Source organism: Pseudoalteromonas sp. QJM3NY_22, from assembly GCF_056173065.1.
In genome coordinates, this window is record NZ_CM149655.1 from 1,883,290 (window position 1) to 1,904,601 (window position 21,312).

Genomic DNA, 21,312 nt, shown 5'->3' on the forward strand with positions numbered 1-21,312 from the left:
TTCCATACAAAAAATTAGTAATAACCGCTCATGGACATAGCCGAAGTTGATATAAAAGCTGAACATACAGTTAACCCAATACAAAGCGAATTAAACCTGCTCTACAGAGTAGTGCTCCCTTTATTTAAGTATGAGATACCCAAGTTAGCAATACTTATTTCTGATATACTCAGTCAGCACTTTTACTCAAAAGGTAATAGTCTTCAGCTTGCAACTCAATGCAAGTTAACTCACTGCTCTTCATTATTTATTGTCAAAATTACACCTTTGTAAAATAGAGTTGGTTCATCCGAGCCATAAATGTACAGAACAAACACCGCCTAAGTTTATTGGCGAAGTATGATTATTCGTTGATGAACTCAAGCGTACTTACTTTATAAACAGGACTTAGCATGAGTGAATTAACTATCGGCGTTATCGGAACATCCCGCAAGACAGATGAAAGACGGTATCCTATTCACCCAGAGCATTTATTACGAATTCCCGAAAATCTTAGAAAACAAATGGTGTTTGAACAAGGCTATGGCACCGCTTTTAATGTTAGCGATGAATATATTGCAACGTTAACGGGTGGCATTGCATCGCGCAGCGAAATACTTACCCATATTGGCACTGCCATTATCGCAAAGCCTGTACTTGCTGACTTAGAAGAAATGCGCGAAGGAGGCACTATTTGGGGCTATGCCCACTGCGTTCAACAGCATGAAATAACACAAGCGGCAATTGAGCGTAAACTTACCTTAATTGCTTTTGAAGATATGTATGTGTGGTCACCAAACGGAAATGTAGGGCGCCATACTTTTTATAAAAACAATGAAATGGCAGGGTATTGCGCTGTAATACATGCTTTGCAACTTAAGGGTATTGATGGTCATTATGGCGATCAACGTAAAACGATTATATTTAGTTTTGGTGCAGTGAGTAGAGGCGCTATTTACGCCCTTAAAGCGCATGGCTTTAGAGATATTACAATTTGTATTCAGCGTCCTGATCACGAAGTGCGTGAAGAAATATTAGATTGCCATTATGTTAAGGTACGAGAGGGTATTGAAGGAGAGGCGCGCATGATGGTTGTTGAGCATGATGGGACTAATCGACCACTTAGCGATCTTATTAGCGAAGCCGATATTATCGTGAACGGGACTTATCAAGAAACAGCTCATCCGGTTAACTTTGTCATTGAATCAGAAGCCGACTGCTTAAAACCAAACAGCTTAATTATTGATGTTAGCTGTGATGAGGGGATGGGATTCTTTTTTGCAAAGCCGACAACGTTTAAAAACCCTTTATTTCGATATAACAACACGGATTATTATGGCGTTGATCATACACCGAGCTATTTATGGGAAAGCGCGACGCGTTCAATTTCTGCGGCGCTCATTGTATATTTACAAACGATACTCAAAGGTGCTTTACAGTGGCAAAAAGATGAAACCATTCGCCGTGCAATAAACATTGAGCAAGGAATAATTCAAAATACGGCTATTTTGGCATTCCAAAACCGCGAAAATATTTATCCTTATAACGTAATAACACAATCTTGAATTCAAGTATTAAGTGCAATCATTATGCAGCCACCAGAACTTCTGATTGCCCCGTAAATAACTCATGAGGGGTTTTATACCCTCTTGTTTTTCTTGGCCGATGGTTGAGCTTATCAACTGCCGCCTGTATTTCTGCTTCACTTAGCGACATAAAGTCAGTTCCCTTGGGGAAGAAGCGTCTAAGTAAGCCGTTGGTATTCTCATTTATGCCCCGCTCCCATGATGAATATGGGTGAGCGAAATACACATCCGCTTCTAATTTTTGTGCAACATGCTCATGGTGAGCAAACTCTTTTCCATTATCTAAAGTCACGGTAATAACCTAAAGTATCCCCAGAATTAGCCTTTATATATCAATAAACTAACAGTATTAAAAAATGTGGGAAGCGAGGGAACATTCATGGTGTTTTGTGATCTTATGAATCACTTACAAACAACAGAGCTAAACACCATGAATGCTTTTACTATTTTGCACAATATGCTCCGCGCTGTCACCCCTAAATCAATTCATAAAGCCAGATTTAATACTCTAGTCGCTGCCGTTAAATCTCTTTTGCACTGTCAGCAATGCACCTTGACGTCTATCGGTCGCAATTTGAATTCAAAAACCACTGAAAAACATGATATTAAACGTATTGATCGACTGCTCAGTAACCACGAGCTTTTACGTGAATCAACAACGGTTTATGTTCACTTAAGCCGTTTTGTGGTCACTGAAAAGCATCCCGTCATTTTGGTTGATTGGAGTCATGCCGATACACAAACCAAATATTGTATTCTGCGTGCCAGCATTGTCAGTGAAGGTCGCTCTTTAACCCTGTATCAGGAAAGTGCACTCAGCTTTCAATATCATTGCCCAAAAGTACAAAAACGGTTCTTGAAGATGCTCAAACTGATCTTGCCGAGTGATTGCCGGCCCGTCATTGTGACGGATGCGGGCTTTAAAGTTCCTTGGCTCAAAGCCGTGCGAAACAATGGCTGGCATTATATTAGCCGAGTTCGAGGTACGGCACACTTGAAAACGCAGGGCAGCGATGAGTTTGTTCCATGCCAGTCACTATTCAAGAGCAATCAACGTAAGAGCCAGTATCTTGGCGCGACCGAGTTGACCAAAAGTGCAAAATATCAAACGCATGCAGTGCTGGTTGGCAAGGGGCATAAGTTATTAAAAAGAGATAAAAAACGTGGTTATAAGGAGCCTTGGCTACTCGTTTCTTCACTTCCAAAAAGGCACCACTTTCTCGAAAAAGTGCTCAAATTATATGGTATGAGAATGCAAATAGAAGCCGGATTTCGAGATCAAAAAAGTGTTAGGTTCGGCTTAGGCTCAGATCTACACAGAACGAACAAACTCTACCGATTAGACATACTTTTACTGCTCGCAACACTGGCGCATTGGTTCTCAATGATGCTGGGTGCAGTGATAGACAAAGCAGGAAAGACAGGATCTTTTCAAGCTAACTCAACCAAAAGCAGGCGAGTAGTGTCATGGGCATTTGTTGGGTTGCGATACTTCAAAAAACAGTCCATTAAACTGCGACGGCGAGATTATTTAGAAGGGCTCGCCTATTTCGCACAAGTGGTAGTGCAACTCAATTGGAAAAATATGGATGTGAGTGATGTAATTGAAACTTAATGATTATTTTTGGGGATCCCTTAGGGTAATAACCTTACCTTTATAGGGTGTCATACACTTGATCAGCGCATCGGCTGTTATTTTCGCATGCTTGCTTTCAATTCTGTGAACGACTGTATATAACGTTTTACGTTCAACCATTGTAACAAGGGCATTTTTACGCCCTTTGCCTATCACTGTATCGCCCTCCCAATCACCAATCCTAGACTTTGAATCCACAATACTTGGGCGTTCATCAATACTGACTCGATTAACTATCTGTCCACGTTTATCGTAGCTTCCATAGCGTTTTTTATACTTTTTACATGCACGAGTGAGTGTCTTATGTAGTTCACCACCACGAGCCTTGTCTCTGTAAATATATTGATAAATCGTTTCATGATGCAAAACGACCTTTTTCTCTAAAGCTAAGCGGCCTGCCACCTGCTCTGGCGAAAGTCCGTCAACCAACAATTTATTAATCCAGTCAGTAACATCATCTGTTAACTTACTTGCTTTGAAAGATGACTTGCGTCTTTGCTCTGCAAAATTATTGGCTTGGTTAGGTCGATAGCCTTTAAGCCCTTTATTGCGTTTTAACTCTCTAGAGATAGATGACGGTGAACGAGTGAGTTCATCAGCTATCTGTTTTTGGTTATTTCCTGCTTTTATTAACGCGTAAATCTGGTATCTTTCTGCTTGTGTCAGCTGTTTATATTTCATTAAAGCAATTTCCTTTGGCGAGAGAATGGCCGAATTATAACAGCTGGCCATCTAATCTGAGAAATTGCACTTATTATCCGAATTTAGGAATGATTAAATCTATCCCTAATCTAATTTTACATTAGGGGTGTGCACTTCGTCTTAATACTAGTAATTTTAAGGCGAAGTGTTTGTTGACTGATAGTAAAACTGGAGAACTGAAATCTTAAAAGTTTTGATAAAAAGAACACCCACGGTAATCCTCACAATTTATAAGGCTACCTGATATGCCTAACGATTCTAAAAACATACTAAATCGTGGCTTAGACTATATGCACACCCCATTTTCTAATTTTATGCGTGCTCAAACCACTTCTAGTTTGTTTCTTCTGGTATCTACGATCATTGCACTATGGTGGGCAAATTCAGCTTATTCAGCTACCTATCTGAACTTAGTGCATACGCCTATTGGGATCTCATTAGGAAACTTTGAACTACAAACCTCGCTTAAACACATTATTAATGATGGTTTGATGGTGATATTTTTCTTATTGCTTGGGCTTGAAATAAAACGAGAGGTACTTGCTGGAGATTTAGCTGAGCCCAAAAATAGACACATACTCATTTTTTGCGCCATAGGCGGAATGGTCGTGCTGGCTGGTATTTATTCGCTGTTTAATTGGGGGCAAGATTCACTGATTGGTTGGGGTATACCCATGGCAACCGATACTGCGTTTGCATTAGGTGTGCTTACAATTGTAAGAAAACATATACCAACAAGCTTGTTGGCTTTTATTGTAGGTCTTGCGATTGTTGACGATGTGGGGGCAATACTCGTTATTGCTGTGTTTTATACCCAAGAAATATCGGTGATGTATTTGTCATGCGCCGTTGTCCTATTTGCTTTTTTAGTAGCCGCCAATTATGCCGGAATAAGGCAACCGCTTTTTTACATTATCATTGGTCTTGCCACCTGGTGGATGATGCTACAGTCAGGTGTGCATCCTACTGTAGCAGGTGTTGCTATTGCTTTAACGGCTCCTGCATGCTCAATGTTGGGCTCAGGAAGGTCGCTTGAAAAGGCAAAAACAACCATTACCTCTATGCAAAAAGAAATAGAGAAAGTAGATGTTCTGGCTAGCAGGCAGGATCATAAACAGGTACTCGAAATTCGTGATTTAGCCGAAAATGCAGGTACACCTTTGCGTCGGTGGGAAGATGTACTGCACCTGCCTGTCGCACTGTTTATTTTACCGCTATTTGCTTTAGTTAATGCGGGTGTGGTTTTTAACTTTAGTTCATTTGTTGAAAGCCTCAGTGATCCCGTTGGCTTAGGTATTATTAGTGGTCTTGTTGTTGGTAAGTTTATTGGTATTTCGGGTGCGTGTTGGCTTGCTTTACGCTACAAAATAGGTTGCTTGCCTGAGGGCATTAATCTTCAGCATGTTATTGGTGCTTCACTTATCGCCGGGATTGGATTCACCATGTCTACCTTTATTGCTACGTTGGGGTTTGATGGGCAAGCCGAGCATCTTCATAACGCAAAAACATCGGTTTTAGTGGCTTCGGTTCTTTCTGCAATACTTGGGGTTTTATATATTCGAGTGGTTGCCTCAAAAAAGAGCAATAAATCAATTAATTCAACGCCATAATAGGGCGTGAAGGGGCTAGTGGGTATTCAATAATGTGTACTCCTTAGTTGTACTTAACCTTTATTTATCAATTAAACCTGACGTGGTTTAATGGATTCGACTACCCCAGTTAAGAGATAATCAACTTAACTGGAGATCGATAATGACAAAACGTAAAAAGTATTCCAAAGAATTTAAACTTGATGCTATCGCATTAGTTGTTGAGCAAAACTACTCACAAGCAGAAGCCTCTAGAAATTTAGGGGTAAATCCCAACATGCTTGGTCGCTGGATAAAAGAAGCTGAAAATGATGATGGGCATGCTTTTAGAGGGAACGGTAATTTAACCCCTGAGCAAGAAGAGATCAGAGAGCTAAAAGCGCAAGTGAAACGCCTAGAAATGGAGCGTGAAATATTAAAAAAAGCGACGGTCTTCTTTGCCAAAGAAACGAAGTGAAATATTCGTTCATAACCCAATACAAGAAGACCTGGCCTGTGGCGACAATGTGCCGAATACTGGGTGTAAAAAGTAACAATTACTATAGTTATCAAAAGCGATTCTCAACTAAATCAGAGGATCCAACACATCAAGAAATGATTGATTGTGTCAAGGACATAGCGCACTTCAGTGATAATACTTACGGTGAAAGGCGTATTCAGAAAGTCTTAAATGCACTCGGTTTTCCGGTGAGTCGTTACAAAACAGCACAGCTAATGAAAGAGGCAAATGTCTGGGTGCGTTATAAAAAGAGATACAAAGTGACAACGAATAGTGAGCATAATAAGCCTATTTATCCCAATGTACTTGAGCAAAACTTCAACGTTGAAGCAGCTGATCAAGCCTGGGTACAAGATATCACTTATGTTTGGACTGCAGAAGGTTGGTTGTATCTGGCGGTAGTGATTGATTTATATTCGCGAAAAGTCGTTGGTTGGAGCATGGGCTCACGAATGAAAGCGCAGCTTGTCTGTGACGCACTGACTATGGCGATGTGGCAACGCCAGCCCAAAACAGGGTTAATTATCCATTCAGATCAAGGGGTTCAATATGCAAGCCACCAATATCGTAAATTGCTCAAGTCAAATGACTTCATTGGTAGCATGAGTAAGAAAGGCTGTTGCTGGGATAATGCTGTTGCAGAAAGCTTCTTCGGTAGTTTGAAGCAAGAGCGCGTGCATTGGAAAAACTACCCAACGCGTTATGAGGCTCAACAGGATGTAATGAATTACATCTGTATGTGGTACAACAGTCGTCGCTTACATTCGTACTTAAATTATCAAAGCCCAAATGACTTTGAAGAACGAATCGAAACATTAGATATGGTTTCTTAACTAGGGTGACTGAATTTAGTTGACCACGTCAACCTATTGTTTAAAACACGCTATGTGTTGTAGCGAACAGACCAATTAAAATAAATACGCTAATGTCTTACTAAGGTTTTTTGGCTTTGAATTAATCTATAAGTGCATGAATTTAAATCTTAAAACTATTCCTTAAATCATTACCCCTAAATTATTACCCTTAAATTATACAGAGGAAGTTATCACCTAGATTGCGAAGCACGCTAGCGCTTTAGGCTAGGGCTTATGACAATCTAAAGTAGTAATAAGGCTCCATATTTTTGGTTTCTTAAAAAGGAGAATATTATTTCTACACAAAACGAAAATAGTCCAAATTCTAAAAGTAAAAGCGGTCCGCCAGATATCGATAAAGTGATGAGCGGTGCGCTTCAAAAGTATAAGAAGTTGCTGAGTGGAAAATTTAGCACAAGTTTAACCGTAGTACTGTTTTTGGGATTGATTGCTACAGGCTATAGCGCAGTCTATACCGTTCCCAGTGATTCAGTTGCTTTGGTATTAAGGTTTGGTAAGTTTCAAGAAATTCTGCCTGCGGGCTTACATGTAAAAATCCCATTAGGTGTTGATCACGTCACAATAGTGCCTACCAAGCGGCAATTAAAGCAGGAGTTTGGTTTTTCTACTTCTGGAGCCTCCGACCCAGATCAAAATATTAATCCTGAAAATAATATTCGCGCATTTGCGCCAAAAATTTCACCTGCAACAAATCAACGCGAAGAAACCCAAATGGTAACTGGTGATTTAAACACAGCGCTGATTGAATGGGTAATTCAATATCGGATAGCCGATCCCCAAAAGTACTTATTTGAGGTGCGCGACCCTGCAGGCACTTTACGATACGTGTCTGAATCAGTTATGCGTGAAGTTGTAGGCGATAGAACTGTAGATGAAGTAATTACCATTGGCAGGCATTGGCGACCAAATATGTAATGGCAGATAAATGGGACAGTCAATACCCTCAAATAGCTAACCTGATGTAATGGTCTCCTCCCTATACGGCATCTATGTGCCATGATTTAAATGGTTACAATAATCAAAGGGAGAAGACCAAAATGAAGATTACAACAATTGGTTTAGACATAGCAAAAAGATTTCTCCATGTGGTGTGCTGCAATGAACAAGGGCGCTTAGTTAAAAAGAAAATGTTAAAGCGTGCGCAAGTGTTATCTTTTTTCCAACAACACACTACGTGTTTAGTTGCTTTAGAGGCCTGTGCAACTTCTCATTTTTGGGCTCGAGAAATCAGAAAATGTGGTCATCAGATAAAGCTTATTCCACCTCAGCATGTGAAAGTCTTCTTAGTTGGCAATAAAAATGATTATAACGATGCTTTAGCAATTAGCGTTGCTTCAAAACAACATCATATTAAGAGTGTCTGTATAAAATCAGTTGAGCAACAAGATAACCAAGCACAGCACAAAGCGAGAGAATTAGCGGTCAGACAAAGAACGGCACTATGCAATCAAATCCGAGGCTTAACTGCTGAATACGGAATTATTTTAAATCAGGGTGTAAACACAATACGCAAAAGTATCCCCCTAATTTTAGAAGATGAAAATACCGGATTATCAGGCGCATTTAAAGCGGTACTAAAGCAGTTAGAAACACAATTGAGTAACTTAGACAGCTGCATTGAAACTTACAGTACATTAATAGTTGAAACAGCAAAAAATAATGATATTTGCCAACGGCTCCAAACAATACCTGGATTTGGTCCTATGGTATCAAGCGCCTATTTCAATGAAGTTGGAAATGGCAGTAACTATAAAAGAGGCCGCGATGTTTCAGCGTCTTTAGGTATCGTTCCGGGTCAACACAGTAGTGGCGGAAAAGATACTTTACTTGGGATAAGTAAGCGAGGAAATAGCTACTTAAGGTACCTGTTGATCCAAGGAGCAAAAGCGGTTGTCTCAAGAGCAAAAACGAAGAATGATAAATTAAGTCAATGGATAAACCGACTGGTTCAAACTCGAGGGCATAATCGAGCATGTGTAGCTTATGCCAACAAGATGGCGAGAATGGCTTGGGCTATTAGCGCTTCAGGTGAGAGTTACTCACCCGTATAAATACGCTTCAAAGAATTGCGTAAGTGGCTAAAACGATGACATAACAAGTCAAACCTGCATATTGAAAACCTATAGAGTTCAGTGGTAGTAAATACCGATAACCTGATCAGGACAATATGCGCGGATTACATCAAGGTCAGAAGTAATAATTTTCACTAAAAGGCCGTATATATGACAGCAAACCTGTCCCTGCTATCGTTGAATGACACCTTGCAATACTGGAGGAGACCATATATGAGCTCTGGATAATAAATCTATCTCAAGCAGCTATTTTCAGCGCTAACTGCGTTGAATTTACTTGCAATAGACCAGCTATTGACGCGTAAATTCTCCTTGTTTTCACTGAAAATCTCTGGCTAGAGAAAATAAATTTAAATATCACGATGATTCAATATGTTAGTAAATCTCTTAACCAGAGTTCAGGTTAACTAGGTCACGGCGTATGAGTTAGGACAATCTAAATACACTATTTAATTACCCTGAGGCAATACGGAAAGCTATTTATACAACGAATGCCATTGAATCACTAAACAGCGTTATTCGCCGAGCGATTAAAAAGCGTAAGATATTTCCAAATGAAGATTCTGCAAGAAAAATGATTTATTTGGCAATAAAAGAGCCATCGAAAAAATGGACGATGCCAATTCGAGACTGGCGTAATGCAATGAGTCGTTTTATCATTGAATTTGAGGAACGCCTCAGTAAACATATTTAAAATCTAAAAACGGGTAGTTACACAAAATCCGTTACAGGCTCGCATTAGTTCGTGATTATGAAGAAAAGCAATATCGACTATTTTTAAAGTGCATATGTTCTTGCCCTGCCTAGGTTCTCATCATGTTGTTCTTATTCAAGTTTTAGATTTAGTTGTTATTTGTGTTAAATAAAGTAAATTGAATATTCATTTTAGTAATAAAATAACATAATTTTTTTTATGTTATTTAGTTACTCTACTGACGCATTGATTCAACACACAAGTATTAAAGGCTCCATTATGTTTGAGAATAAGCACAGTATTACTTTAATTTTGAACGCCAGTAAGATGTATGATCGGAAAATAATTGAAGGCGTTGGTAACTATTTACAAACTTCAAAAGTTGATTGGGATCTTTATCTTGAAGAAGATTTTTTAGCTCGTTTTGATAATATTGACGAATGGGGCGTCGATGGCATTATTGCTGATTTTGATAACCCAGAAATTCAGGCCGCACTTTTAAAAACCAAAGTCCCCGTGGTAGGAGTGGGAGGATCTTACTCTAATCCTGAAGAATACCCAGATGTTCCTTATGTGGCTACTGATAATTTTGCTTTAGTTGATGCGGCTTATCAACACTTAAAACAAAAAGGGATAGAAGAATTTGCTTTTTATGGTACGCCTTTAGATAAGCATCAACGGTGGTCACAAGAACGTGAAAATGCGTTATTAGAAATTACTGAAGCTGATGGTTATAAATGCCATGTTTACCGAGGACATCCTGTTAAGCCAGAAACGTGGCAAGATACGACAAAACGATTGTCTGATTGGCTTATTTCTTTACCTAATCCAATAGGGGTTATCGCCGTGACAGATTCACGCGCACGGCATCTGTTACAAGTATGTGATCACAGTGGTTTATTAATACCGGATAGGTTGTCTGTCATTGGCATTGATGATGATGAAATTGCCCGTTTTTTAAATCGTGTTAGTTTAAGCTCTGTAAAGCAAGGCTGTTTTGAAATGGGTTATCAAGCGGCTAAAAAATTACACCGATTATTAGATGGACAACATTGCTCACATACTCCCTATCTTGTTCCTCCGGCTAAAGTAATAGAAAGGCAATCTACTGACTATAAAGCGATTAAAGATGCACAAGTGATGCAAGCCATGCATTTCATTCGTCAAAAAGCTTGTCGTGGTATTAAAGTTGATCAAGTACTTGATTATGTCGGGATATCTCGTTCTAACTTAGAGCAGCGCTTTAAAGAAGAGCGTGGCCATAGTATTCATAACGAAATTCATCATGAAAAGCTTCGTAAAGCATGTTCTATGTTAAAAAATACAGAACGACCGACTGCTGAAATAGCAAATATTTGTGGTTACCCTTCTTTACAATATATGTATGCGATATTTAAAAAGCATTTTAATCAAACACCACGAGAGTTCAGAGACGAACCAAATAGCGGGAACGTTGAAGCACCTCGTCCTGTTCAAATAGCGTGCTCGTCAACCCTGTTAGAAAGTGCATATTAGGGTCTATTGACCTTTGCAGATTAAAATTCGTTCAAACTAGGGCTATTTAATCGCGGCGCGAGGTATGTTGGGCTAAGTAAACACCGAGCAAAGCTTTCGCGCCCTGCTCACGGCCCTTACCTACATCCGTGTCATAGGTAAGATTTTAAGAAATTGAGTTGAAGCTCAATTCATGATCAAATGGTTGTTACCACACAAACCACAGAATCAAGAAGAGAGCTTCAAATGAATGCACTTAATACTTAAATCCAAGGTTCAATTTATTAAACGAGATTCAGGTTAATTATATAGCGAGAAATGAGTATTTTTATCACCCATGTGAATTAACATAATGGGGGATTTCTAGTCGGTATTTCATACTGTATATGTCGCTTTATTATGCGCAGATATAACTCTTTTAAATAATCATGAGAACACCCAATGAAACATATACCTTATCTATTTATTGTCATTTTTTTGGTACTGTCATGTTGTAGTAATGCAGCCACTAATGTTTTGCAAACAGAAAGCAATGTAAGCCAGTTAAGTCATTCATTTAGAAAAATTTATGTGAAACCTATACCTGCAGATAAAACGGATATGACGCTTAATGCTCTGCAACTGGCCAAAAAAATAAAGCTAGGCTGGAATATCGGAAATACGATGGAGGCGATCGGTGGTGAAACCGCTTGGGGAAATCCGCAAGTTTCTAACGCGTTACTCAAACTTGTTAAAGCAAGCGGATTTGATGCTGTGCGTATTCCTATTTCATGGGACCAATATGCGGATCAAAGCAGTAATGAGATTAGTGATAAGTGGCTTAATAGAGTTAAAGAGGTCGTTCAACAAAGTATTGATAACGGGTTGTATGTTGTTATTAATATACATTGGGATGGAGGGTGGTTAGAAAATAATATCAACCCAGAAAGTAAAAAACGCGTTAATGAAAAACAAAAAGTATTTTGGCAACAAATAGCCACGCAACTTCGTGATTTTGATCAGCACTTAATATTTGCGAGTGGAAATGAACCCGCCGTAGAAAATTCAGAGCAAATGGCTGTATTAATGTCTTACCATCAAACATTTGTAAACACCGTACGAGAAACGGGGGGACGAAATGCTTATCGCGTATTGGTTGTGCAAGGACCTGTTACTGATATTGAAAAAACAAGCAATTTATGGACAACGATGCCTTATGACTCGGTATCGAATCGGTTAATGGTTGAAGTGCATTTTTATACCCCTTATGACTTCGCACTGATGGAAAAAGAACAAAACTGGGGCAAGCCCGTTTATTACTGGGGTAAAAACTACCATTCTCAAACTTTGCCGAATCGCAACGCCAAAGGGAATGAAGAAGATAAAGTAGATCAATTATTTAACCTGATGAAAATAAAGTTTGTAGACAATAATATACCGGTACTCCTCGGAGAATTCTCTGCTATTAGACGCACTCAACTCACTGGGCAAGATCGAGCGCTACATTTAAGCAGCCGAGCTTATTATCATAAATACGTTGTCAAGCAAGCGCTCAATCATGGCTTAATTCCATTTTATTGGGATAATGGGCAGCTTGGTAATAATGGTTCAGGTATTTTTAATCGCAAAGAAAATCGTATTTTTGACCATAAAGTGCTTGAGGCTTTATTAGAAGGGGTGAGTCAAAGTAATTAATTTCACCAGTGGCTATTTTCGATGTAATTAACGTTAAAAATAGTCACTGGTAATAGAATTATAATTTATAGCTAAGGCTGTTTCAGCCCTTCATTCTTTCAAGCTCAGTGCCTTTCGTTTCGTGAACAAACTTAATCACAAAAATGATTGATAAAACAGCGAAAATTGCATAAAAACCGTAAGCACCAGCTAACCCTACAGATGTAAGTAAAATAGGAAAAGTAATAGTAATAGCAAAGTTAGCACTCCATTGGAACAGACCTGCAACCGCTAAACCTGAACCACGCATTTGATTTGGATACATTTCTCCTAGCATAACCCACATGACTGGCCCCCAAGAAAAATTGAAAAAGAATACATATGCGTTAGCAGCAATTAAGGCCACGACACCTTTATCACCCATTATTAAGTTACCATTATTGTCTATATCAGCACCAAAAAATGAATAAGCGACAATGGAAAGTGTCACGGCCATACCAATAGAACCCCATTTTAATAATGGCTTACGGCCTATCTTGTCTACAAAAAGCATGGTTACAATACAGGCTGCAATACTGACCGCACCACTGATTATGTTAATAAGTAATGCATCACTTTCAGAGAAACCAACCGCTTGCCAAAGTATCGCGCCGTAATAAAATGCGACATTGATCCCAACTAGCTGCTGAAAAACAGCAAGGCCAATACCAACCCAAACAATTTTTCTTACTTTTCTTGTGCCCGAAGGTGTTGAAACCAATAAATCAGAAAATGAAGGGGCATGATCGCCAGATAGTGAACTTTCTATTTCTGTGCGTTTAGTGTTTCCGTCAACGTTGCCATAAAGGCGTTCAAGTACTTTACCTGCTTTGTCATTTTTACCTTTAGCAACTAAAAAGCGGGGGCTTTCAGGAATAAACATTAATGTAATAAAAAACAGTGCGGCAGGAATAAGTTCAATCCAAAACATCCAACGCCAAGCTTGCATATTTAACCAAAGATCTGCGGTCGATACTCCTGCGGTTTTAGCCAATAAGTAATTAGAAACAAAGGCAGAAAATAAACCTGAAATTATCGCTACTTGTTGAACCGTTGTCAGTATTCCACGATAACGAGCCGGCGCTACTTCACTAATATAAGCTGGTGTCATAACGGATGCTGCACCAACAGCTAAACCACCTAATATGCGATAAAAAATAAACTCGTTGGAGGTCATTGAAATACCAGAGCCCCAAGCGCTAACGATAAAGAAAATCGCAGCAATAATTAAAATAGTTCGTCTGCCGTAAGTATCCGCCAAGCGGCCAGCAAAGAAAGCACCTACAGCACAGCCAAGTAACATGCTGGCAATATTAAAACCAGTACCTACGCTGTCGGAGTTAAAAGCAGCTTGTAAACCATCAACTGTGCCGTTAATCACACCAGAGTCGAACCCAAATAAAAACCCACCAATTGATGCAACAATACTAGGGCGTGTTGATCTTTGCGGTATAAAAAACAAACAGCATAAGGATAAGGTATAATTGAATTCGCTAAAAAACGTTACACCGAACCCTCATGCCAAGATTAATGTTAACAGACGCGACATGGAATGTCTTATCAAAAGTAATGCACTTAAGTGGTCGAATTTATAATAAGCCTGAGCATAGAAAAACGCTCGAAGGCATACTCTATAGGATGCGTACCGGTATTCCTTGGCGAGATTTACCGTCTTATTTCGGCTCGTGGAGTGCTATTTATAGACGATTTAATTTATGGTCCAAAAAAGATATTTTGAATGAATTATTTCGAGTGTTATCCCACTATGCTGATATGGATTGGATCTTTATTGATGGCAGTATTGTCAGGGCTCACCAGCATAGTTGCGGTGCAAGAACCGCTGACAATGAATCAATCGGTAAGAGTCGAGGTGGTAATTCGACTAAAATTCATCTTGCAGTAGATAGCGGAGGATTGCCTGTTTATTATGAATTATCCTGTGGAAATACGCATGATATCGTCCATGCAGAGTCACTTGTAGCCAATTGCCCAACGAGTAATGTTGTTGTCGCAGATAAAGGCTACGATAGTGAAAAACTAAGAGAGTTTATTCGTGACAATAGCGCTACACCCGTTATTCCACGCAAGGATAACAGTTTAGTGGGTAATGAAGATATTGACTGGTGCATGTACAAATATAGGCACTTAGTTGAGAATGCCTTTGGTCGGATCAAACAATATAGAGGGATAGCCACACGGTATGAAAAGCTTGAGCGGAATTATCATTCCATGCTCGCTTTAGCATTCACTATGATGTGGCTACCAATATGGGCTGATTAATATATATACTACAAAGATCAACAGCCCCTAATAAAAATAATAAATAGTTTATTATCTTGTTCTTTTGGATGGGAGGGTACGTTAGCTATTTCTTCTATGCCTTGCATATGTGTATCCATGTTATGTTGTCATTATATCAGTGAGTAACTTGTATTTTTTATTTGGTTACCTTGCAATATTTTATTTCTTGAATTCAAGTATTAAGTGCAATCATTATGCAGCCACCAGAACTTCTGATTGCCCCGTAAATAACTCATGAGGGGTTTTATACCCTCTTGTTTTTCTTGGCCGATGGTTGAGCTTATCAACTGCCGCCTGTATTTCTGCTTCACTTAGCGACATAAAGTCAGTTCCCTTGGGGAAGAAGCGTCTAAGTAAGCCGTTGGTATTCTCATTTATGCCCCGCTCCCATGATGAATATGGGTGAGCGAAATACACATCCGCTTCTAATTTTTGTGCAATATGCTCATGGTGAGCAAACTCTTTTCCATTATCTAAAGTCACGGTAATAACCTTACCTTTATAGGGTGTCATACACTTGATCAGCGCATCGGCTGTTATTTTCGCATGCTTGCTTTCAATTCTGTGAACGACTGTATATAACGTTTTACGTTCAACCATTGTAACAAGGGCATTTTTACGCCCTTTGCCTATCACTGTATCGCCCTCCCAATCACCAATCCTAGACTTTGAATCCACAATACTTGGGCGTTCATCAATACTGACTCGATTAACTATCTGTCCACGTTTATCGTAGCTTCCATAGCGTTTTTTATACTTTTTACATGCACGAGTGAGTGTCTTATGTAGTTCACCACCACGAGCCTTGTCTCTGTAAATATATTGATAAATCGTTTCATGATGCAAAACGACCTTTTTCTCTAAAGCTAAGCGGCCTGCCACCTGCTCTGGCGAAAGTCCGTCAACCAACAATTTATTAATCCAGTCAGTAACATCATCTGTTAACTTACTTGCTTTGAAAGATGACTTGCGTCTTTGCTCTGCAAAATTATTGGCTTGGTTAGGTCGATAGCCTTTAAGCCCTTTATTGCGTTTTAACTCTCTAGAGATAGATGACGGTGAACGAGTGAGTTCATCAGCTATCTGTTTTTGGTTATTTCCTGCTTTTATTAACGCGTAAATCTGGTATCTTTCTGCTTGTGTCAGCTGTTTATATTTCATTAAAGCAATTTCCTTTGGCGAGAGAATGGCCGAATTATAACAGCTGGCCATCTAATCTGAGAAATTGCACTTATTATCCGAATTTAGGTTTTCATATTTGCGTTATTAAATCTATTTATTTTTATAAAAATCAATTTACTGCTTATGATATTTTTTTTGTCGGCGTACTGTTGTATACAAAAAAAAGAATAAAAGATAATGTTTTGTTTACATAAAAGCAATTGCGGATCATTACAATGAAATATAAAGGTTATTTAAAGTGGCTCTATTGCGGCTTAATGGTGAGTTTGAGCGCATGCTCAACATTAACACCGTCACAATCCACACACATCTCAACTAACACATCGAGTTATTCCTCAACAAATGAGCAGACACCACTCCCAGTTATTATTAGCCGTAATGGGAAACATGCACTTTTTGTTGACGGTAAACCTTACATCATTTTAGGTACGCAGACGAATAATTCAGTAAATTACCCTAAAGCATTAAAGTATGTTTGGCCGGCAGTTAAAGAAATAAATGCTAACACGTTAAGTATTCCTGTGGCTTGGGAACAGATAGAGCCAGAAGAGGGGAAATTTGATTTTAGTTTTCTTGATGTGCTTATTAAAGAAGCACAAGAGAATGATGTTAAGTTAACACTTCTTTGGTTTGCAACATGGAAGAACAACGCACCTCATTATGCGCCTAGCTGGGTGAAATTAAATAATCAGCGTTTTCCTCGCGTGATGAAAAAAGATGGTACGTTACTTAATTCAATGTCGCCATTAGGTGATTCGACATTGCGAGCTGATAAGGTGGCGTTCGTTAAGTTGATGGGTTATTTAAAAGAGCATGATCCTAAGAATACGGTAATCATGGTTCAGGTTGAAAATGAAGTGGGTACTTATGGAAGTAAACGTGATTTTTCTCCAATGGCGCAGACTGTTTTCCAACAAAATGTCCCGCACACGTTACTTGATGGGTTAGGTATTAAAAAACAGGGGAACTGGGCAAGTGTATTTGGAAAAGATGCAGATGAATTTTTTCATGCGTGGCATATAGCGCGTTTTTGTCAAGAAATTGCTGTTGCGGGTAAGGCAGTTAAAGATTTGCCCATGAATTTAAATGTCGCGTTACGTAACCCTTTTAACCCTGGTGAGTATTATTCTATGGGTGGACCAACTGATAATGTCATTGACTTATATAAAATTGCTGCACCTGATATCGACCTTATTTCACCAGATATATACTTTCGCGATCATAAAACAGTAACCAAGGTACTCGATCTATATGCACGAAACGATAACCCCTTATTTGTTTCTGAAATAGGAAATGACCAACCCTATTCTCGTTATTTCTTTTCAGCACTAGGGCATCAAGCTATTGGCTTTTCTCCATTTGGCTTAGATTACAGTAAGTATACCAATTATCCACTTGGTTCTGAACATGTAGATAAAGTCGTAATTGCGCCTTTTGCTGAAAACTATAATTTACTTAAACCATTTGCTGATGTATGGGCTAAATTAAGTTTTGAGGGCGAAGTATGGGGGGTCTCTGAACCTTTAGATACAGTAGTCGCAAAGTCAAAGGTGTGGAATGCCAATGCAACTCAAGCAGAAAAAGATGCATTTGAAGACAAATCAGTAAAAGAGAATGCACATTTCTATACTCAAAATCTAGATTTAGGTTTATGGAATGCTGAAATTACTTACGGTCGTCCAATGTTTTGGATATCTCCGCCAACGGGAAATGACCCTGCATCTGGTGGTGCACTAATAGCCAAATTATCCGATAACGAATATTTAGTAACAGCTTACCGAGCACGAGTGACGTTTACGCCTTCCGATGAAATTACAGACCCTTATCATATGGTAGAAAGAGTTGAAGAGGGGCATTACGAGAATGGAAAATGGGTATTTGAGCGCGTTTGGAATGGTGATCAAACTGATTGGGGACTGAACTTTACTTCTAAGCCTACATTACTAAAAGTGAAAATGGCGAGTTACCACCCATAAAACTATTTTAAGTACATTGGTTTAAACTCTTAAACCAATGTACCAGAAAAACTTTGACAACTTGGAGAACAAACACAATGAAATTGACAGATAACCTCGGACAACGATTGGCAATGGGTTTAGTGCCACTTGTTTTACTACAGGGTTGCGGACAAGAAGCACAAGAAAGCAACAAACCAGTTAAAGCGGAGCAAACCTTAGCAAGTGTAAAGCAACTAAACAACGGCGTTATTGTTAGCCTAGAACAAAAAGACTCAACGCAGGCTAAAAGTGTGCGTCTACAAGTTATAAATGACGAAATAATTCGAGTAACGACTCTTCCACACAGTAATTTTTCTGCATTATCCAAAAGTATTATGATTGCTGACGGTGCATTAAAGAATACAGCAAAATTTACGACTCAAAGGCAAGGTAATAAATTGCTGGTTAAAACAGCAAAAGTGGTCGCTGTGGTGTCTTTAGTTGACGGTGATGTTTCCTTTATTAATGATAAAGGTGAAACTGTACTTTCTGAAGCAAAGCGAAGCTTTGGTAAAGTGACAGAAGATCCTATCACCCCAGATGCAGATTCATACGCTGTTCGCCAACAATGGAATAAAGGGACTGATGAAGGTTTCTTCGGATTAGGTCAACATCAGAATAACCAAGTTAATTATGCGGGTGAAAATGTAGAACTTACAACATATAACTTAGAAATCACCATTCCTTTTGTTGTTTCTACACGTAATTATGGCGTGCTGTGGGATAATAACTCCGTAACGAACTTTGGCGACCCTGAAAACTCAAATGCCTTAAATCATGATTTTACTTTATATGATGCACAAGGCAATAAAGGCGGATTAACCGCAGAGTATTATGATGGTGATAAGCTAGTTTTAACACGTGTTGAAACAGACGTGGATTACCAGTATTTAGCAAATAACTCAGTGCGTGAGCATGCTTTTCCTAAAGAGCTCGCAGACGTAAATGCACCGCGTGTAGTGTGGAAAGGTTATATTGAACCAAAAACATCAGGCATGCATAAGTTTAGAATGTACTCAAGTGGTTATGCTAAATTAAAAATAAATGGTGAACAGTTACTTGATCGCTGGCGCATGAATTGGAATCCGTGGTATCACAATACCCAAACAGAATTAAAAGCGGGTAAAAAAGCGTCTATCGAGATTGATTGGGATTCTCAAGGCGGATATTTTAATCTTGTGCATAACGATCCTCTTCCAAAAGAAGACCAATATTCACTATCGTTCGCTTCAGAAACAGGAAAAGCAATTGATTACTATTTCATTGCTGGTAACACGAGTGATGAAATTATTGCAGGCTACCGAGAATTAACAGGTAAGTCAGTTATGCTACCTAAATGGGCTTATGGTTTTTGGCAGTCGCGCGAACGTTACATGAATCAAGAAGAATTAGTCAACGTTGTCAAAGGATACCGTGAGCGTAAAATCCCTATCGATAATATCGTACTTGATTGGTCTTACTGGCCACAAGATGCTTGGGGAAGTCATGATTTTGATAAAAAGAACTTTCCTGATCCGCAAAAAATGGTTGATGAAGTTCATGCATTGAATACCAACATTATGATTTCTGTATGGCCTAAGTTTTACCCTACAACAGCTAATTATAAAGAGCTTGATGCTAAAGGATACATGCTAACCAAAAATGTAGATCCAGAAGCGAATTTAGACTGGATTGGTAAAGGGTACTTAAATGGTTTCTATGACCCGTACCCAAAAGAGTCGCAAGAGATCTTTTGGCGTCAGTTAAATGAAAAAATAAATGTGTATGGGTTTGATGCATGGTGGTTAGATGCGGCGGAGCCTGATATACATTCAAACTTATCATTTAAAAAACGCAAAGAAATTATGAGTCCGCTTTCAGTGGGGTCGGGTGCTGAATATTTCAACTCGTATGCAATTCCTCATGCCGAAGGCGTTTATAACGGTGAGCGTGAAACGGACGGTGACAAACGCTCTTTCATTCTTACTCGTTCTGGCTTTGCAGGTATCCAACGCACAGGCTCTGCGATTTGGAGTGGTGATACAGTACCTCGCTGGTCAAACCTTAAGGAACAAATTGGCGCAGGTATCAGCGTTGGCTTATCGGGTATGCCAAACTGGACATTTGATATTGGCGGGTTTACGCCAGAAGATAAATACCGTAATACAAGTAAAGGATTTGTTGGTAATTTTTCAAACCTTGAAGACAAAGACGTTGCAAATTGGCAAGAGCTTAACTTGCGTTGGTTCCAATTTGGTGCATTTGTACCAATCTTCCGTTCACATGGACAAAATCCATACCGTGAAATATACAACCTTGCTGATGAAGGAACACCCGTTTATAACTCTTTAGTTTATTATACTAAGTTACGTTATCGCTTAATGCCTTATATTTACAGCGAAGCGGGTAAAATGTATCAAAACGATAGTACGTTAATGCGTGGATTAGTGATGGATTTTGCTGATGATGAAACTGCAATTAGCTTAAATGATGAGTATATGTTTGGTCCTGCATTCTTAGTAAGCCCTGTATACGAATTCAATGCTAGAACTCGCAGTGTGTATTTACCAAAAGGCACTCAATGGTTTGATTTTTACACAGGTAAACCATACCGAGGAGGACAAACCATTGAAGCTAATGCGCCTCTGGAACACATGCCATTGTTCGTTAAAGCGGGCTCAATTGTACCAACTGGCGGTGAAAAACAGTTTGTATTTGATAACTTAGATGCACCAATCACACTTAATATTTATACCGGAGCTGATGGCCAATACACCTTATATAATGATGATGGCAAAAGCTATGATTATGAAAAAGGGCAGTTTACTAATATTGATATTAGCTACGATGATGCTTCAGGAACAGTGACAATTGGGCCAAGAAAAGGCCAATTTGCATCCATGGTAAAAAATCGCACATTTAATATTCGCTTTATTTCAGGAATGAGTAACGACGCAGCAAACTTTGACGCAAAACCAGATAAATCGGTTATGTATAACGGTCAAGAGGTTGTTATTAAACGTTAATTTCATCAC

At 39.0% G+C, this 21,312-nt stretch carries 13 protein-coding genes and 3 pseudogenes; 12 read left to right on the top strand and 4 right to left on the bottom strand.

All coding sequences use genetic code 11. From position 1 onward, the window contains the following. Window positions 1-392 precede the first annotated feature (392 nt). On the top strand, window positions 393-1,544 hold the full coding sequence (locus tag AC0VZ4_RS08380; protein ID WP_475441438.1) for a N(5)-(carboxyethyl)ornithine synthase: 1,152 nt from the start codon (window positions 393-395) through the stop codon (window positions 1,542-1,544). Between the two features lie 22 nt (window positions 1,545-1,566). On the opposite strand, the pseudogene AC0VZ4_RS08385 reads toward AC0VZ4_RS08380, so the two are convergent. Then, window positions 1,567-1,866: pseudogene (locus AC0VZ4_RS08385) on the bottom strand (IS30 family transposase); the annotation flags it as partial. A gap of 96 nt (window positions 1,867-1,962) precedes the next feature. Between AC0VZ4_RS08385 and AC0VZ4_RS08390 the strand changes: the two are divergent. Next, complete coding sequence (locus AC0VZ4_RS08390; protein ID WP_475439682.1) at window positions 1,963-3,180, top strand: IS4 family transposase; 1,218 nt, start codon at window positions 1,963-1,965, stop codon at window positions 3,178-3,180. A 3-nt stretch (window positions 3,181-3,183) separates the two neighbouring features. Here AC0VZ4_RS08390 and AC0VZ4_RS08395 read toward each other — a convergent pair whose 3' ends face one another. Then, window positions 3,184-3,933 carry an IS30 family transposase gene (locus AC0VZ4_RS08395; protein ID WP_475441439.1) on the bottom strand — a complete coding sequence of 250 codons (750 nt, stop codon included), beginning with the start codon at window positions 3,931-3,933 and terminating at the stop codon, window positions 3,184-3,186. A 215-nt stretch (window positions 3,934-4,148) separates the two neighbouring features. Here AC0VZ4_RS08395 and nhaA point away from each other — a divergent pair, with 215 nt between their 5' ends. The 7 genes and pseudogenes from nhaA to AC0VZ4_RS08430 all read left to right on the top strand — a co-directional run bounded on the left by nhaA (window position 4,149) and on the right by AC0VZ4_RS08430 (window position 12,800). Beyond that, window positions 4,149-5,513: a Na+/H+ antiporter NhaA gene (gene nhaA / locus AC0VZ4_RS08400; protein WP_475441440.1), complete on the top strand. Its 1,365-nt coding sequence runs from the start codon at window positions 4,149-4,151 to the stop codon at window positions 5,511-5,513. Window positions 5,514-5,655: 142 nt separating this feature from the next. Continuing rightward, window positions 5,656-6,824, top strand: a protein-coding gene (locus tag AC0VZ4_RS08405) for an IS3 family transposase (protein WP_420713787.1) whose coding sequence is annotated in 2 segments (ribosomal slippage) — window positions 5,656-5,902 and window positions 5,902-6,824 — 1,170 coding nt in all. Because the reading frame shifts where the segments join, the coding sequence is not laid out codon by codon here. Between the two features lie 465 nt (window positions 6,825-7,289). After that, window positions 7,290-7,760: pseudogene (locus tag AC0VZ4_RS08410) on the top strand (SPFH domain-containing protein); the annotation flags it as partial. Window positions 7,761-7,903: 143 nt separating this feature from the next. Continuing rightward, window positions 7,904-8,917 carry an IS110 family RNA-guided transposase gene (locus tag AC0VZ4_RS08415; RefSeq protein WP_475441441.1) on the top strand — a complete coding sequence of 338 codons (1,014 nt, stop codon included), beginning with the start codon at window positions 7,904-7,906 and terminating at the stop codon, window positions 8,915-8,917. Between the two features lie 451 nt (window positions 8,918-9,368). Continuing rightward, window positions 9,369-9,632: pseudogene (locus tag AC0VZ4_RS08420) on the top strand (transposase); the annotation flags it as partial. A gap of 279 nt (window positions 9,633-9,911) precedes the next feature. After that, a complete protein-coding gene (locus tag AC0VZ4_RS08425; protein ID WP_475441442.1) occupies window positions 9,912-11,147 on the top strand; it encodes a XylR family transcriptional regulator in 1,236 nt (411 codons plus the stop codon). 420 nt (window positions 11,148-11,567) lie between these two features. Then, window positions 11,568-12,800: a glycoside hydrolase family 5 protein gene (locus AC0VZ4_RS08430; protein ID WP_475441443.1), complete on the top strand. Its 1,233-nt coding sequence runs from the start codon at window positions 11,568-11,570 to the stop codon at window positions 12,798-12,800. 82 nt (window positions 12,801-12,882) lie between these two features. Here the strand turns inward: AC0VZ4_RS08430 and AC0VZ4_RS08435 are convergent, their stop codons facing one another. Next, a complete protein-coding gene (locus tag AC0VZ4_RS08435) occupies window positions 12,883-14,280 on the bottom strand; it encodes a sugar porter family MFS transporter (RefSeq protein WP_475441444.1) in 1,398 nt (465 codons plus the stop codon). A gap of 56 nt (window positions 14,281-14,336) precedes the next feature. Here AC0VZ4_RS08435 and AC0VZ4_RS08440 point away from each other — a divergent pair, with 56 nt between their 5' ends. Next, window positions 14,337-15,098, top strand: a complete 762-nt coding sequence (locus tag AC0VZ4_RS08440; protein ID WP_475439680.1) for an IS5 family transposase — start codon at window positions 14,337-14,339, stop codon at window positions 15,096-15,098. A gap of 213 nt (window positions 15,099-15,311) precedes the next feature. Here AC0VZ4_RS08440 and AC0VZ4_RS08445 read toward each other — a convergent pair whose 3' ends face one another. Further along, a complete protein-coding gene (locus AC0VZ4_RS08445; protein WP_475441477.1) occupies window positions 15,312-16,280 on the bottom strand; it encodes an IS30 family transposase in 969 nt (322 codons plus the stop codon). 236 nt (window positions 16,281-16,516) lie between these two features. Between AC0VZ4_RS08445 and AC0VZ4_RS08450 the strand changes: the two genes are divergently transcribed. Continuing rightward, the gene (locus AC0VZ4_RS08450) at window positions 16,517-18,277 is read left to right on the top strand and encodes a DUF5597 domain-containing protein (protein WP_475441445.1); all 1,761 of its coding nucleotides are present in this window, start codon (window positions 16,517-16,519) and stop codon (window positions 18,275-18,277) included. Window positions 18,278-18,354: 77 nt separating this feature from the next. Continuing rightward, window positions 18,355-21,303 (top strand): TIM-barrel domain-containing protein, encoded by a 2,949-nt coding sequence (locus AC0VZ4_RS08455; protein ID WP_475441447.1) that lies wholly within the window; start codon window positions 18,355-18,357, stop codon window positions 21,301-21,303. Window positions 21,304-21,312: the final 9 nt, after the last annotated feature.